This window comes from Streptomyces sp. NPDC107559, from assembly GCF_055657365.1.
On the sequence record NZ_JBVKBD010000015.1, the window covers coordinates 35,627 to 48,344 of the forward strand.

Below are 12,718 nucleotides of genomic sequence, written 5' to 3' on the forward strand. Positions count from 1 at the left end.
GGCGCCGCCAAAGTGCCTCACACTTGATTCCAACGCGGGGCGGATCCCTCCGCAACAGCGCGAGGGCGGCGGGACGGCCGCGCGACCGTACGGCCCAGGTGACGGCCGTGCACCGTCGTACCGGGCGGCGAAGCGGTTTTACGTACGTCCCGTCGCCGCCGAGGTACCCGCCCCGTCTGCCGTCAGCCGACGCACTCCTTCTTGTCGGCGCGCGACTGCGGGATGCCGGTCGGGGGCTTGGCCGGGTCGGTGAGCGGCACTCCGGGGCCGTGGAAGTCGCGTCCGAGGGTGAGTGTCATACCGGTACCGGTACCGGACCCTGAACCGGAGGCGGCCGTGGCGGGGTGGAGCGCCGACGCGGACAGGCCCATCATCGCGGCGAGCGCCCGGGCCTGGTCGGCCTGCTCGGGCGCGTAGGCCAGAGTCGTACGGTCCTGCTTCGCCCCGGGGGCGTTGCCGCCGTTGGTGGAGTGGGCGACGCCCTTGGTGTTCTGCAGCCACTCCAAGGTGGTCTGCGCCGCGCCCTGGGGGCCGCCGCCGTTGTAGACGGTGACCCGGACCTGCGACGGGTCCGCCTTGGGGCCCTTGAGCTTGGAGTCGGCCGTCGTGGGCTTCTTCGCGACCGTGGTCAGCGAGACGTCGTTCTTGATCGCCGTGAGGAGCGCGGGCGCCCTGGTCTGGTCGATCACGACGGTCCGGTGGCTCTTCCCCTCCGCGGGATTGTCTACGACCGGCAACGTCGTGAAGGTGATGTGCTCGGAATCCACCCGGTTGAGATCCTTGGCGAGCGCGGTGAGCTTGTCGACGCCGCCGATGCCGGTGTCCACGGTGAGCGACTTGGTGGCCGCGTTCGCCAGCTTGAAGAGCTTCGTGGGATCGGTGAGGGTGTTGCCGGACTTCATCTGGCGGATCATCGAACCCAGGAACTGCTTCTGAAGGTCGATGCGGTCCAGGTCGCTGCCGTTCTTCAGCGAGTGACGGGTCCTGACGAACTGCAGCGCCTGTTCGCCCTGGACCGTGTGCGGGCCGGCGGACAGATGCAGATGGGAGCCCTGACCCCGCTCGTCGGTGTCGTCGATGGGGTGCGTGAGACAGACCGGTACGCCGCCGACCGCAGTGGAGAGCGTCTTCACGGCCTCGAAGTTGACCAGGATGAAGTGATCGATCGGCAGACCGGTGATCTCGGAGACGGTCCGCATGGTGCAGCCCGGGTCGCGGCCCTCCTGGCCGAGGCTCTCGTTGAAACGCGGACTGAACGACGCCTGGGGCGTTCCCTTGATCGTTTTGGTGGAGCCGTCCTTCTGCTTGGTCGGGCAGTCCGGGATGCCGGTGACCATGTCGCGGGGAATGCTCATCGCCGTCGCGTTCGACCGGTCCTTCGCGACATGGAAGAGGATCGTGGTGTCGGCGTGGCCCACGCTGCCGGCGTCGCCGTACTTGCCCCCCAGGCCTATTCGGCTGTCGGTGCCGATGACCAGGATGTTCACCGCGTCGTCGCTGGTCGCGTTCTTGCTGCCCGCGTCGCCGACGTCCACCGTGTTGATGTTGTTGTTGAAGTGCCGATACAGCAGATAGGCCCCTCCGGCGCCCGCCACCAGCACGAAACCCAGCGTGCCCGCGGTCCACACCAGGACCCTGCGCTTCGTGGACCGCTTGGCCTTCCGGGACTTCGCCGCGCCGCCGCGGCGGGCGCCCTCGCCCGTACCGCCGTCGTCGTGGGCGCCCTCGCCCGGCTCCGGAGCGGGTCGCCGCTCCGCCTCGCGGCGTGCGCGACGCCCGCCCTGCTCCGGCACCGTGGCGGCCGGGGCGTCGCCGGCGTGCGTGTGCAGCCGGTACTCACCGGTCTCCGGGTCGAGGACCCACTGGTCCGCGGGGTCGATGTTCCTGCCGCCTTGCGTGTCCACGGTCCTCCGTCTGTACTGCGCCGCCCCTGCGACGAGGTCCGGCCGTCCGGCCCATTCCGGATCCGCCCCGCGGCCAATCCCGGGGCATCCGTTCAGACGTCCGATTGCGGCGGATGGTTGTACTCGGGAGGTGGACAACAGACCCACTGCGCATGGACCTTGGGGTGGACTTTCCGGTCCGGCTTGCGGACGTACGGGTCAGCCGCCCTGGCCGGCGCTGCCGATCGGCCCCACTTTGACGGGCATGCCGCCGCCCTCCGTGACGGGCAGGCTGCCGGCGCCGGGCCAGGCGAGGGCGACCGTCCTGGTCTCGTTGGGCGGAGTCACCAGCAGACCCGTGATGCGGACACCGGAGCCGCCCGAGGTGTTGAGCGGGTAGCTGATGCCGAAGGCCGTGGACCGTCCGCTCTTGAGCACGGCTGAGGGGGCCGGGTCACCGGTGCGCTGCGCGGACAGCGACCCCGCATTCGTCTTCAGGTCGACGCCCGCGTACCCGGACAGGGTGCAGTCCCGGCCGCCGCGGTTCTTCAGCTCGACCACGACGGTGCCGTCGGGGTCGCCGTCGATGGTGCGGTCCTTCGCCGTGATCTCCAGGTCGGCGGTGTGGCACCGGCCGGTGGTCGTACTGCCCGCGTCGGAGCCGGAGCCGGAGCTGCTTCCGGCGGCCGTGCCCTGTCCGGTGGAACCCGTGCCGGCCGTGCCCTGTCCGGCGCTGTCCTTCCCGCCGTCCTGGTCCGAACCGCCCGTCGTCGAGCCGCCCGTCGTCGAGCCGCCCGTCGCGGAGGAGGTGGTGGACGCGGACGGCGGTGTGCTCTGTCCCGTGCCGTCCGCGCCGCTCTGGCAGGCCGTGAGCGAGAGACCTGCGGCAACGGCCAGGGCGGCGAAGGTGAGCTGGTGAACGCGCATCGATACTTCCTCGGTTTCGGTGGGCAGACCAGGCTGCTCGGTACGAGTGAGCGTCTGTGACGACCAGCAAGACCGGCCCGGCCCCGCACTCCGTTCCGACCGACCGGCCGGTAATACAGTCCTGTTACACGCGCAGCCGGACGGTGACAGACGGTCATGTCCGCCCAGGACCGCCGCTCACCGGAGCCGTCCGAGCACCGCCGGTGAGCGTTCGGCCGAACCGCCGCGGGCCCTCGAGCCGCCTGTTCGGGCGGGGGTTCGAGGGCCCTGGGCGGTCTCGTCGCGGGGCGGGTGCGGGGTCGGGTCAGAGCGTCTTGGCCTGGCCGCCGTCGATGAGGGTCTCCGTGCCCGTGATGTTGGCGGCGAGGGGCGAGGCGAGGAACAGGGCGAGGTCGGCGACCTCGTACGCCTCGGTGATCCGTCCGGTGGTGATCCCCATGCCCTGCGGTACGGCGACGTCCAGAGCTTCCTGGGCGGTGATGCCGGCACTCGCGGCGGTGGCGTCGGCGAAACCGCCCGGCGCGGTCCAGAACGGCGTACGGACCGGGCCGGGGGCGATCGCGTTGACGCGCACGCCCTGTGGTGCGAATTCCTCGGACAGGGACTTGTTCAGGTTGGTCAGAGCGGCCTTGGCCGCCGAGTAGTCGACCACCATGGGGAAGGGCAGTCGGGCGTTGATGGAGCTGATGTTCACGATGGCCGCGCCGCCCGCCGCGATCAGGTGGGGGAGGGCCGCGCGGCTGGCGCGTACGGCGCTGAAGAAGGTCAGGTTGAAGATCCGCTGCCATGCGGCGTCGTCGACCTTGAGGAAGGACTCGCGGGGCTCGGCGGCGCCGACGTTGTTGACCAGGATGTCGAGGTGCCCGTGCCGGTCCACGGCCTGCTGGACCAGGGTCTGCGCGCCCTGTGCGGTGGACAGGTCGACCGGGACGATCGTGACGTCGTGTTCGGCGGCGAGGGCGTCCAGTTCGGGGGTGGAGGAGCGGCTGCCGGCCACGACCTTGACTCCCTCGCGGGCCAGCCTCTCGACCACGGCCAGACCGATCCCCTTGCTGGCCCCGGTGACGACGGCGACCTTGTCCTTGAGTTGAAGTTCCATGACGATCCCTTTCTGGAATGATTAATACATAATCGAGGTACGACTTTCCGCGGTAGCGGTCGCGGAGTCGGTGCTGGTGGCGGTGGTCGCGGACGGGGATTCTCCGTCCCGGCCCGGCGGGAGGTCCCGGTGGCTGTCAGTCCAGTACGCGCATCGCGGCCGACAGGGCCTCCTGCGCGAACTCCCGTCCCATGCGTGCCCGGCCGACGACCCTGATTCCCTGGATGAACGTGGTGAGGAACCGGGCCAGTTCTCTCGGGTCCTTCTCCGGGGAGAGCTCGCCCCGTGTCTGTGCCCGCTCCAGGGCACCGGCGAGGAAGGACTCGACCTGCCGGATCGCGGTGGTGACGCGGTCCGCCGCCGAGGGCAGGTCGCCGCACTGGGTGGAGGCGTTGACCACGAGACAGCCGCGCGTGGGTTCGGCCAGGTCCGCCTCGATCAGCGCGGCGAGCACCTTGCGGACGCCGGGCAGGATCTCGGGGGCTTCGCCGAGGGCCTTCTCCAGGTCGTCGCCCTGGAGGGAGGTGTAGCGCTCCAGGGAGCGGAGGTAGAGCTGCTCCTTCGAGCCGAAGGCCGCGTAGAAGCTCCCGCTGCCTATGGACAGCTCTTTCAGCAGGTCCTGCAGGGACGTCTCGGCGTAGCCGCGGCGCCAGAACAGGTCCATGGCGCGGTCCACCGCCTGGTCGATGTCGAACTCCCTGGTGCGTGCCATGCGGCCAGCCTAGCGCGCTTTCTGGATTAGTCAATCAAGTATGACGGCCTCGCTCCGGCCGAGGCTCGCCTCGCCGGAGCGCCGGGGACGAGGCCGTTCGCGGTCCTGCGTGTCGGTCGCACGGTGGCTCTTTCCCGATCACACTCGTTGCGTGAGCGCCTCGCGGGAGGCGTGTGCCTGCGATGGAAGGACTGTCATGACCTCCGACACGCGTCCCGGCCCGCTGCGGGTGCTGGTATTCGCCGGGTCACTGCGGACCGACTCGGTCAACGCCCGTCTCGCCTCCCTGGTGGCCAGGCTCGTCTCCGACTCCGGGGCCGACGCCGACCTCGCCTTGATGCGCGACTTCGACATGCCCTCGTACGACGGTGACGTGGAGACGGCCGAGGGGCTGCCGCCCGGCGCCCTGGCACTGCACGAGCGGCTGGACCGCAGCGATGCCTTCGTCATCGCCTCCCCGGAGTACAACGCCTCCGTGCCGGGCGTGCTGAAGAACGCGATCGACTGGGTCTCCCGCATCCGGCCGCAGCCGTTCAAGACCAAGCACGCCATGCTCGTGTCCGCCTCGCCGTCCCTGGTGGGCGGGAACCGCGGGCTGTGGGCGCTGCGGGTTCCGCTGGAGCATCTGGGCACCCGTGTCTACCCGGACATGTTCAGCCTGGCCGACAGCTACCAGGCCTTCGCCGAGGACGGCCGGCTGTCCGACGCGGGGCTGCACGAACGGCTCGCCGAGACCGTGTCGGGATTCCTCGGCCTCGTCGAGGCGGACGTGCGTTACGTGTGCCTGGAGCGCCGCTGGTACGAGTTCCTGGGCGACCGCACCGAAGCGGACGTCACGCAGCGGGCGGAGAAATGAGGTCCGCCGGCCGGGCGGGGTGACGGCGCCGGCCGCGAGGCGGTCCGTGGCCGGAGTCGCCGAGTCCGTGCGGTCCCGGGGTCAGCCGGCCGAATCGACCAGCGTCTCGAATCCCGAGCTGTCGCAGTAGGACACCGCGCGACGCTCGGCTCCGGCGTCGCCGCCGACGGCGTACACGGTGTCGTCGCGGATGTGGCCGCCGCCGTGCTCGAGGCCTTCCCCGGCGAGCCTCTTCGCGGCGGCGATGGCCAACGTCTCGGCTGCCCCGAGGCTGTCCGACTCGGGCGCTCGGGCGGGCTCTCCGTCACCGCCGCCGGTGTCCGTCGCGTCGGCCGTCGTGGCGTGCCTGGCGTCCTGCCAGGAGCCCAGCTTGGCGCAGTAGTCCTCCTGCCACTCCTTGGCCTGCGCGGGCTCGCCCGAAGAGCAACTGCTCATCAGGACAGCGGCGACGACAGCGGCCGCTGCTCGTGCGACGGCTCGTGCACCCCGACCGCTGTATTGCATGAACATGCCCTCCCCAAGGTCGCCGACCCAGAGTATGGACCAAGGCCGAGTCACCTCGCGCCGGCAGTCGGCAGCAGTGTCGAGTCGGCGTGGCGGGCGAGGCGCACCGGTGTGAAGGCGGCCCCCATCGGCACGGTGATCAACGACGGTTCCGCCCCGTCCGTGCGAAGCCGCCCCAGTCCGTCACAGACGTTGACGGTGCCCGTGGAGACGCTCAACCCCGCGGAGACCGGTCCGACGATGTCGACGGGCTCGGTCAACGGCGGCCCGGCGAAGGTCAGTGCGTCCCCTCGGGCCTCCAGGCTGCTGATGTCGCGCGGGCACACGGCGCGGGTGGGAAGGGGCCGCCAAGGGCGGGGGTGGGGTCGTCCGGGTCGTGGCGGAACGACCTCCCACCCCAGCTGCACTGTCCGCGCGGCCCGTGCTTGTCAGGGTAGTCCTGACATGCATACGCTGGCTGTCAGGATAGACCTGACAGCCAGGTCGCGGTCGGAGGAGGGGCTCCATGCCCGCGGAGGCGATGGATGACGACAGCCGGGCATGCTCGTTCTGCGGCAAGCCCGAGGCGGAGGTGGCCAAACTGGTCGCCGGTCCCGGAGTGCACATCTGCGACAAGTGTGTGGACCTGGCCGCCTCGATCGTGGCCGAGTACTACCCGGCCCCGACCGAGCAGCGGATGCCGATGTGGGGCGACCTGACCGACGCCGAGATGCTGGCCCGGCTGCCCCGGGTCGCGGCCGCCGCCGACCAGGTCGAGGCCGATCTGCGCAGGTGGGTCATGGAGCTGCGGCGACGCGGTGTGACCTGGGCCAGGATCGGAGAGGCGCTCGGCATCACCCGCCAGTCGGCCTGGGGGCGGTTCTCCGGGGAGGAGTGAGGGCGGACCGTCCACGGACCTCGATCACGCGATCGGTCCGTCCGGGAAGGCCACGCTCTCGACTTCGAAGGAGCCGTCCATGTCGAACCTGATGGATCTTGTCGATCTGGTCGTACGTGATCTGTCGGTGGCCATCGATGCGACACCCTCCATCACGTATTCCGGCCCGAATGGGCAAGGCTACGTTGAAATCCTGGTCGAGGACGAGTCGGGGATGGGCGTGGGCTTCACCGTGGACCCGGCGGCGTCACGGGCGGAAATTCTCTACGAGATGGCCTATCGGATCCCGGACGCCTATGTCGAGCTGTATGCCGTCGGGCTGCCTGTAGTGCCGGGTACCGAGAGGCCTGCCACGCCGAGATTGGTGGCGGACACGGTTGTCTGGGAAGATCCAGGCCAACGGGGGAGTTGGTCCTGCCCTGTTGGGGAGTACGGACAGGCTCATGAGGGCCGGCGCGGAGGCGACTGACGGCCTGACCTGCTGCCGGCCCGACGAGGTGCCGACTCCCCGAAGCTCACGCGGGCGTGGGTGCGGGATGCGGGCGGAGGGTCATGAGCGAGTCCTCCATGGTCGCCACCATGGCGAAGGGGAAGCGGTCGACCTCCAGGCAGAGTGCGACGTCGTCAGGGTGGACTCCCTGACGCACGCCCTCCGTCAGCTCGACCGCGGCGCGTGACACGGCGGCGCGGTGGAGGAACGCGGCGGCGTCCGTCTCGGTCTCGATGGCTCTCCCGGCGATGTATTGAGCACATGCCAGATCCTCCTCGGCCCGGCCTTCCTCGCCGGTGACCACGAACGTGACCCGGTCGCACTCGCGGGTCCGCAGGAGCCGAGCCGTCGCCTCCGCCACCACGAAGCCGGCGCACAGCACCAGTGACGCCTTCTTGACGGCAAGCGCGCCGACCGTCCCTGCCGTGGTTTTCTGGACCACGGTCCGTCTGGTCAGGTCGAGGGACCGCAGCAGGCCCGGCGAGTTGACGGCGTCGAACCCGGGGGCGGGCGGCCCGTCCTTGATCGCCACCCAGTGCGGGTGACGAGCCTTGAGCGCCAGGGCCTGGTCCAGCGACTCGGCAAGAACGATCCTTTCCGCCCCCTGGGCGAAGGCCCAGGCCGCCACCGTGAACGCGCGCATGACGTCGACCACGACCGCCACGGGCGGGGCATCGGTGAGCTCGGCGATACCGAGGAAACGAGCTTCCATGCAGATGATGATTGCGCACGCCCGACGTGAAGCGCCGAGATGGAGGCCTGCGTCACATCGGCGGGGGTGGAGTGAACTCGGCTTCTGTGGCGCGTACTTCTGCATCGTCATGGCCGAGCGAGCGGCAGGGCAGGGTCCGCACCGTTGCGCCGCCCCTTCCGTCCGCCTGTACATGGTGCAACCGGGCGGTCGGCGTCCGGGTCACCGCCTCCGTCGGCGCACCGTCGGTGAAGAGGGCTCCGATGCCGTCATCCAGGGCCCAGCCGTCGGCGAGCGAGCCGGCTGCCACGGCTTCCTGGTAGGAGCAGCGGCGGCCCGGATCGCTGTCGTAGTGCGGGCAGACCGAGCCGGGCAACAGGCCCAATCCGTCCGGCAGGAACGTCAGCGGTCCGAACGAATCGGTATGGGAGCCTGCGGCCCAGCAATTGGCGCCGGCGCTGATCCCGCATAGGAGGGTTCCGCGGTCGTAGGCCTCGTGAAGCATCCGGTCGACACCGTGCACGCGCCAGACCGCCAGCAGGTTCGCGGTGTTGCCGCCGCCTACGTATACGACGTGCTGGGACAGCAGGAACGTCCGCAGGGCGTCGTCGTCGAGGTCCCTGCGGAACAGGGTCAGGACGCCGGGCTCGCAGTCGCGTGACCCGAACGCGGTCAGGAATCGCTCGACGTAGGCGGGAGCGTCACCGCTGGCCGTCGGCACGAAGCACACCTTGGGCTGCGCGACGCCCACGTGGGAGAGCGTCCAGTCGTCCAGCGCGCCGTCGTCCTCGGTGGAGAAGCCTCCGCCGAGGAGGATGAGCCGACGGGTGGGAGCGGTAGCCACGGACGGGCCCGCCTTGACGCGCGGACAGCGACAGCCTGAACCATGAGCGGTTGCCGACTGCGTCCGCAATGGGCAGTCGGCCGAATGCTCCGGTCGCACCGGTCGTCACCGGCACCGGTCGCGACACCGCCTGCCCCTTCGGCCGCGCGGACGTCGGTCGCGAGGGCGCAGGAGAAGTGCGGGCGCTGTCGCGTGGACGTAATGGTTCCGTAACCTTGACGTTATTGGTCCAGTCCAATAGCGTCCGCACAGAACTCCCCATGACACAACACCCCCCAACCGTCATGCAGTTGACGGACCATCACTCCCTCTGGGAGGGCCCCACTGTGGTTTCCCGACGTTCCTTCCTCGCCGCAGCCGGCGCCGCCACCGGTGCGGTTGCGCTCAGCCCGTTCTCGCCGGTCTCGCCGCTGACCTCCGCCGCGGCGGCAGCGGGAGCCTCGCTTCCCGTCAAACTGGCGAACAACTCCGGCTACGACACCGTCTACGCCTACATATCCGGCACCGACAGCAGCGGCTGGCCGGTCTTCGTCTCGGCCAACGGCGCCCTGAACCGGCTGCCCAACCCGTCGTCCCCGGTCACCCCCATCGCCGACTACTCCATCGCGCTGGGCGCCTCCGGTTCGGCTGCCAAGACCGTCACCCTGACCGACTACATCATCGGCGGCCGCGTCTGGTTCTCGGTCGGGAAGAAACTCCAGTTCTTCGTCAACCCGGGCACCGTGCCCGGCGTGGTGCAGCCCGCCCTGGTCAGCTCAGACCCCAACTGGGCCACCAACTGGACGTTCTGCGAGTTCACGTTCAACAGCGCCAACCTCTACGCCAACATCTCCTACGTCGACATGGTCGCGCTGCCCATCTCGATGGCCAGCACCGGCAGCGGAGGCACCCAGACGGTCAGCCCGCTGCCCGCCGGCGCCCTCGCCTCCATCGCCTCCGGCCTCCAGACGCAGCACGCCTCCGACGGAGCCCCCTGGGACCGGCTGGTGGTCACCGACTCCTCCGGCGGGGTGCTGCGCGTCATGGCGCCCGCGCACTCGCCGGTGGACTTCGGCGGCTACTGGAACGACTACCTGAACCGGGTCTGGAGCCACTACGCCACCACCCCGCTGACCATCAACGGCCAGGGCAGCATCGGTTCCTACACCGGCACCGTCTCCGGCAACGCCATCGTCTTCGCCGGTCTCAACACCAACGGCGTGCCGTTCACCAAGCCCAGCGCCGTCGACATCTTCGGCTGCGCGTCCGGTCCGCTCTACAACTCCGGCGGGGACGCCCGCGGGGCGATCGCCGCCCGGCTCGCCGCCGCGATCAACCGCAGCTCGCTGCTGGTCTCCGGCGGGAACAACAACCCCGACGGCGTGACACCCGCCCAGTACTACACCGACCCGATCACCAACCACTACGCACGGCTGGTCCACAAGTACGCCAGCATCGGCTACGCCTTCCCCTACGACGACGTCGGCCCCACCGGCTCGGCACCCGTCGACGGGCACATCCAGGACGGGGCGCCCACCTCGTGGAGCATCACCCTGGGAGCCGGCGGCACCGGCGGGGGTTCGGGCGGCGGCTCGGGCGCCGTCAGCGCCTACAGCACCATCCAGGCCGAGTCCTACTCCGCACAGAGCGGGACCACCACCGAGAGCTGCACCGACACCGGCGGTGGCAGCGATGTGGGCTACATCGGGAACGGTGACTGGCTGAAGTTCTCCGGCGTCGACTTCGGTTCGGCCTCCCCGAAGCAGTTCATCGCCCGGCTGGCGTCGGGTGCGGCCGCCGGGGTCAGCGGTTCCGTCCAGGTACGGCTCGACAGCACCGGCGGCACGAAGATCGCCGAGATCAACTTCGCCAGCAGCGGCGGCTGGCAGAGCTGGCAGAGCGTTCCCGCGAACATCGTCGCCTCCGCCACCGGAGTCCACGACGTCTACCTGGTCTTCTCGACGGGCAGCGGCGCGGACTTCACCAACATCAACTGGTTCACCTTCACCGGCTGACCTCCGGCGCCACGGCAGTGGTGCGACCGTCCCACGAGGACGGTCGCACCACTGCCGGTCCGGCCGGGATCCGGGGGACGCCGCGCGGCACACCGGTGAGTGCTCGTAAACTCACCGTCACGCGACTGACCGACCGTGACGGGGGGCCGGAGGGTGCCGAACAGCATCGTCGAGCAGCAGGACGCCGCCGCGGCGAGGCCGACGGTGGACAGACTGCTGTCGGTCATGGGAGCCGGCGCCCTGGAGCCGAGCACGGCCGCGCACGGCCTGGGGGCGGTGGTCGAGGGCGTCATGATGCTCGACCCGCTCGAGCCAGGGCAGCCGCGCGGACAGGTGCTGCTGGCCGTGGGCATCGACCCGCAGTCGGCCGCAGCCGTCGACGTCGTACGCGAGGCCGCCGGCGCGGGAGCGGCCGCGGTGGTCTTCGGACAGGGCAGGTCGGGGCGGCCCCCGGCCGCACTGTGGGCGGCCGCCGAGGAGGCCGGCCTGGCGGTGCTCCTGCGTACGGCGTGGTGCGGCTGGACCGAGCTGGTCGGCGCGCTGCGGGCCGGTCTGGTCCTGTGCGGCGTCCCCGCCGACCCGGCGGTGCCGCCGGGTGACCTGGACGGGCTGGCCGACGCGCTGGCGGTCCTGGTCGGCGGCGCGGTGACCATCGAGGACGTGGAGTCCCGGGTGCTGGCGTACTCGTCCACCAAGGAGGACGTGGACGAGATGCGGCGGCTGACGATCCTGGGCCGCCGGGTGCCGCAGTGGCGTGTGGCCGCCATGGCGGAGGCCGGGTTCTTCCGGGCGCTGTGGGGTTCGGGGGACGTCATCCACCGGCCGGCCCACGGGGAGAATCCCGAACGGCTGGTCGTGGCGGTGCGGGCCGGCGGCGAGATCCTGGGCTCGATCTGGGTGGCGGCCGCGGGCGGCGACCTCCCGCCGCACGCCTCCGACACATTGCGCTCGGCGGCGCGGGTGGCCGCCGCACATCTGCTCCACCACCGCTCGCACCGTACCCACGCCCGGCTGGTCGAGGACGCGGCCCGTGCGCTGCTCGACGGACGGGGATCGGCCGGCGCGCTGAGCGAACTCACCGGGATCGCCGCGCAGGGACACTGCGCCGTCCTGGCGGTGCGCCCCGGAGACGCCGCCAAGGGGGAGGAGACCGGAAGACTGTGCGCCCTGCTGGCGGTGTGCTGCGGCGCGAACGGCCTCACACCGGTGGTGATACCGGTCGACCAGGGAGCCCTGGTCCTGGTGGGCGCGCTGCACGAGGACCCGCGGCGGGCCGTCGAACAGGTTGCCCGGCTGGGGAGGTCACTGGTCCGGCAGGTGGGCGACGTGTTCGGCCCGCACCCGCGCATCGGCCTGGGCACGGTCGTCGAGACCCTGGCGGACCTGCCCGCGTCCCGCAGGTCGGCTGACCTGGTGCTACGGGCCCTGCTCGCGCCGGGAGAGCAGCGCAGCGTCGCCTGCGCCGACGAGGTCGCCGAGACGATCGCCCTCAACGAGATGCTGGACAGACTGACGGGATCGGCCCTGGCACCGGAGACACCGGTGGCACGTCTGATCGCGTACGACGCGGGCCAGGGCGGGGGCACCCTGGTGCGGACCCTGCGGGCCTACCTCGACCACTTCGGTCATGTGCCGGACACCGCGCGGGCGCTCGGGGTGCACGCGAACAGCCTGCGCCACCGGATCGGCAGGATCACCGAGGTGTCCGGGCTCGACCTGCGCAGCCCGGACGCCCGTCTCCTCGCCGAACTGCAACTGCGCCTTCTCGAACGCGACGGCCGGGAGACCTGAGCGCTCGGGCGTTTGCCACGAAGAACGGACGGTTCCTTCGTGCCCGCGCA

The 12,718-nt window shown here is 70.7% G+C and carries 13 protein-coding genes; 5 read left to right on the forward strand and 8 right to left on the reverse strand.

Features of this window, described 5'->3' with window-relative positions; all coding sequences use genetic code 11:
* Positions 1–182 precede the first annotated feature (182 nt).
* From ACZ7OY_RS33385 to ACZ7OY_RS33400, 4 genes are all read right to left on the reverse strand, one after another.
* On the reverse strand, positions 183–1,904 hold the full coding sequence (locus ACZ7OY_RS33385) for an LCP family protein (RefSeq protein ID WP_471914912.1): 1,722 nt from the start codon (positions 1,902–1,904) through the stop codon (positions 183–185).
* Positions 1,905–2,102: 198 nt separating this feature from the next.
* Positions 2,103–2,810 carry a DUF4232 domain-containing protein gene (locus tag ACZ7OY_RS33390; RefSeq protein WP_471914913.1) on the reverse strand — a complete coding sequence of 236 codons (708 nt, stop codon included), beginning with the start codon at positions 2,808–2,810 and terminating at the stop codon, positions 2,103–2,105.
* A gap of 304 nt (positions 2,811–3,114) precedes the next feature.
* Positions 3,115–3,909: an SDR family NAD(P)-dependent oxidoreductase gene (locus ACZ7OY_RS33395; RefSeq protein ID WP_471914914.1), complete on the reverse strand. Its 795-nt coding sequence runs from the start codon at positions 3,907–3,909 to the stop codon at positions 3,115–3,117.
* A gap of 136 nt (positions 3,910–4,045) precedes the next feature.
* Positions 4,046–4,621: a TetR/AcrR family transcriptional regulator gene (locus ACZ7OY_RS33400; protein WP_471914915.1), complete on the reverse strand. Its 576-nt coding sequence runs from the start codon at positions 4,619–4,621 to the stop codon at positions 4,046–4,048.
* 196 nt (positions 4,622–4,817) lie between these two features.
* On the opposite strand from ACZ7OY_RS33400, the gene ACZ7OY_RS33405 reads away from it, so the two are divergent.
* Positions 4,818–5,477 carry an NADPH-dependent FMN reductase gene (locus ACZ7OY_RS33405; protein ID WP_471914916.1) on the forward strand — a complete coding sequence of 220 codons (660 nt, stop codon included), beginning with the start codon at positions 4,818–4,820 and terminating at the stop codon, positions 5,475–5,477.
* Between the two features lie 81 nt (positions 5,478–5,558).
* Here ACZ7OY_RS33405 and ACZ7OY_RS33410 read toward each other — a convergent pair whose 3' ends face one another.
* Together ACZ7OY_RS33410 and ACZ7OY_RS33415 are read right to left on the reverse strand one after the other, a co-directional pair.
* Positions 5,559–5,912, reverse strand: a complete 354-nt coding sequence (locus ACZ7OY_RS33410) for a hypothetical protein (RefSeq protein WP_471914917.1) — start codon at positions 5,910–5,912, stop codon at positions 5,559–5,561.
* A gap of 119 nt (positions 5,913–6,031) precedes the next feature.
* The gene (locus ACZ7OY_RS33415) at positions 6,032–6,307 is read right to left on the reverse strand and encodes a hypothetical protein (protein WP_471914918.1); all 276 of its coding nucleotides are present in this window, start codon (positions 6,305–6,307) and stop codon (positions 6,032–6,034) included.
* A gap of 179 nt (positions 6,308–6,486) precedes the next feature.
* On the opposite strand from ACZ7OY_RS33415, the gene ACZ7OY_RS33420 reads away from it, so the two are divergent.
* Positions 6,487–6,858 carry a ClpX C4-type zinc finger protein gene (locus ACZ7OY_RS33420; RefSeq protein ID WP_471914919.1) on the forward strand — a complete coding sequence of 124 codons (372 nt, stop codon included), beginning with the start codon at positions 6,487–6,489 and terminating at the stop codon, positions 6,856–6,858.
* A 79-nt stretch (positions 6,859–6,937) separates the two neighbouring features.
* Positions 6,938–7,327, forward strand: a complete 390-nt coding sequence (locus tag ACZ7OY_RS33425; RefSeq protein WP_471914920.1) for a hypothetical protein — start codon at positions 6,938–6,940, stop codon at positions 7,325–7,327.
* Between the two features lie 46 nt (positions 7,328–7,373).
* Here the strand turns inward: ACZ7OY_RS33425 and ACZ7OY_RS33430 are convergent, their stop codons facing one another.
* A complete protein-coding gene (locus ACZ7OY_RS33430; RefSeq protein WP_471914921.1) occupies positions 7,374–8,060 on the reverse strand; it encodes a 2-phosphosulfolactate phosphatase in 687 nt (228 codons plus the stop codon).
* Positions 8,061–8,112: 52 nt separating this feature from the next.
* Positions 8,113–8,883: a Type 1 glutamine amidotransferase-like domain-containing protein gene (locus ACZ7OY_RS33435; RefSeq protein WP_471914922.1), complete on the reverse strand. Its 771-nt coding sequence runs from the start codon at positions 8,881–8,883 to the stop codon at positions 8,113–8,115.
* A gap of 326 nt (positions 8,884–9,209) precedes the next feature.
* On the opposite strand from ACZ7OY_RS33435, the gene ACZ7OY_RS33440 reads away from it, so the two are divergent.
* On the forward strand, positions 9,210–10,877 hold the full coding sequence (locus tag ACZ7OY_RS33440; RefSeq protein ID WP_471914923.1) for a beta-1,3-glucanase family protein: 1,668 nt from the start codon (positions 9,210–9,212) through the stop codon (positions 10,875–10,877).
* A 153-nt stretch (positions 10,878–11,030) separates the two neighbouring features.
* Positions 11,031–12,668 (forward strand): PucR family transcriptional regulator, encoded by a 1,638-nt coding sequence (locus tag ACZ7OY_RS33445; RefSeq protein WP_471914924.1) that lies wholly within the window; start codon positions 11,031–11,033, stop codon positions 12,666–12,668.
* Positions 12,669–12,718 lie beyond the last annotated feature (50 nt).

Coding starts and splice junctions, on each gene's coding strand:
- ACZ7OY_RS33395 (WP_471914914.1), bottom strand. CDS start 3,909: ATGGAACTTCAACTCAAGGACAAGGTCGCCGTCGTCACCGGGGCCAGC.
- ACZ7OY_RS33425 (WP_471914920.1), top strand. CDS start 6,938: ATGTCGAACCTGATGGATCTTGTCGATCTGGTCGTACGTGATCTGTCG.
- ACZ7OY_RS33420 (WP_471914919.1), top strand. CDS start 6,487: ATGCCCGCGGAGGCGATGGATGACGACAGCCGGGCATGCTCGTTCTGC.
- ACZ7OY_RS33390 (WP_471914913.1), bottom strand. CDS start 2,810: ATGCGCGTTCACCAGCTCACCTTCGCCGCCCTGGCCGTTGCCGCAGGT.
- ACZ7OY_RS33410 (WP_471914917.1), bottom strand. CDS start 5,912: ATGAGCAGTTGCTCTTCGGGCGAGCCCGCGCAGGCCAAGGAGTGGCAG.
- ACZ7OY_RS33430 (WP_471914921.1), bottom strand. CDS start 8,060: ATGGAAGCTCGTTTCCTCGGTATCGCCGAGCTCACCGATGCCCCGCCC.
- ACZ7OY_RS33405 (WP_471914916.1), top strand. CDS start 4,818: ATGACCTCCGACACGCGTCCCGGCCCGCTGCGGGTGCTGGTATTCGCC.
- ACZ7OY_RS33400 (WP_471914915.1), bottom strand. CDS start 4,621: ATGGCACGCACCAGGGAGTTCGACATCGACCAGGCGGTGGACCGCGCC.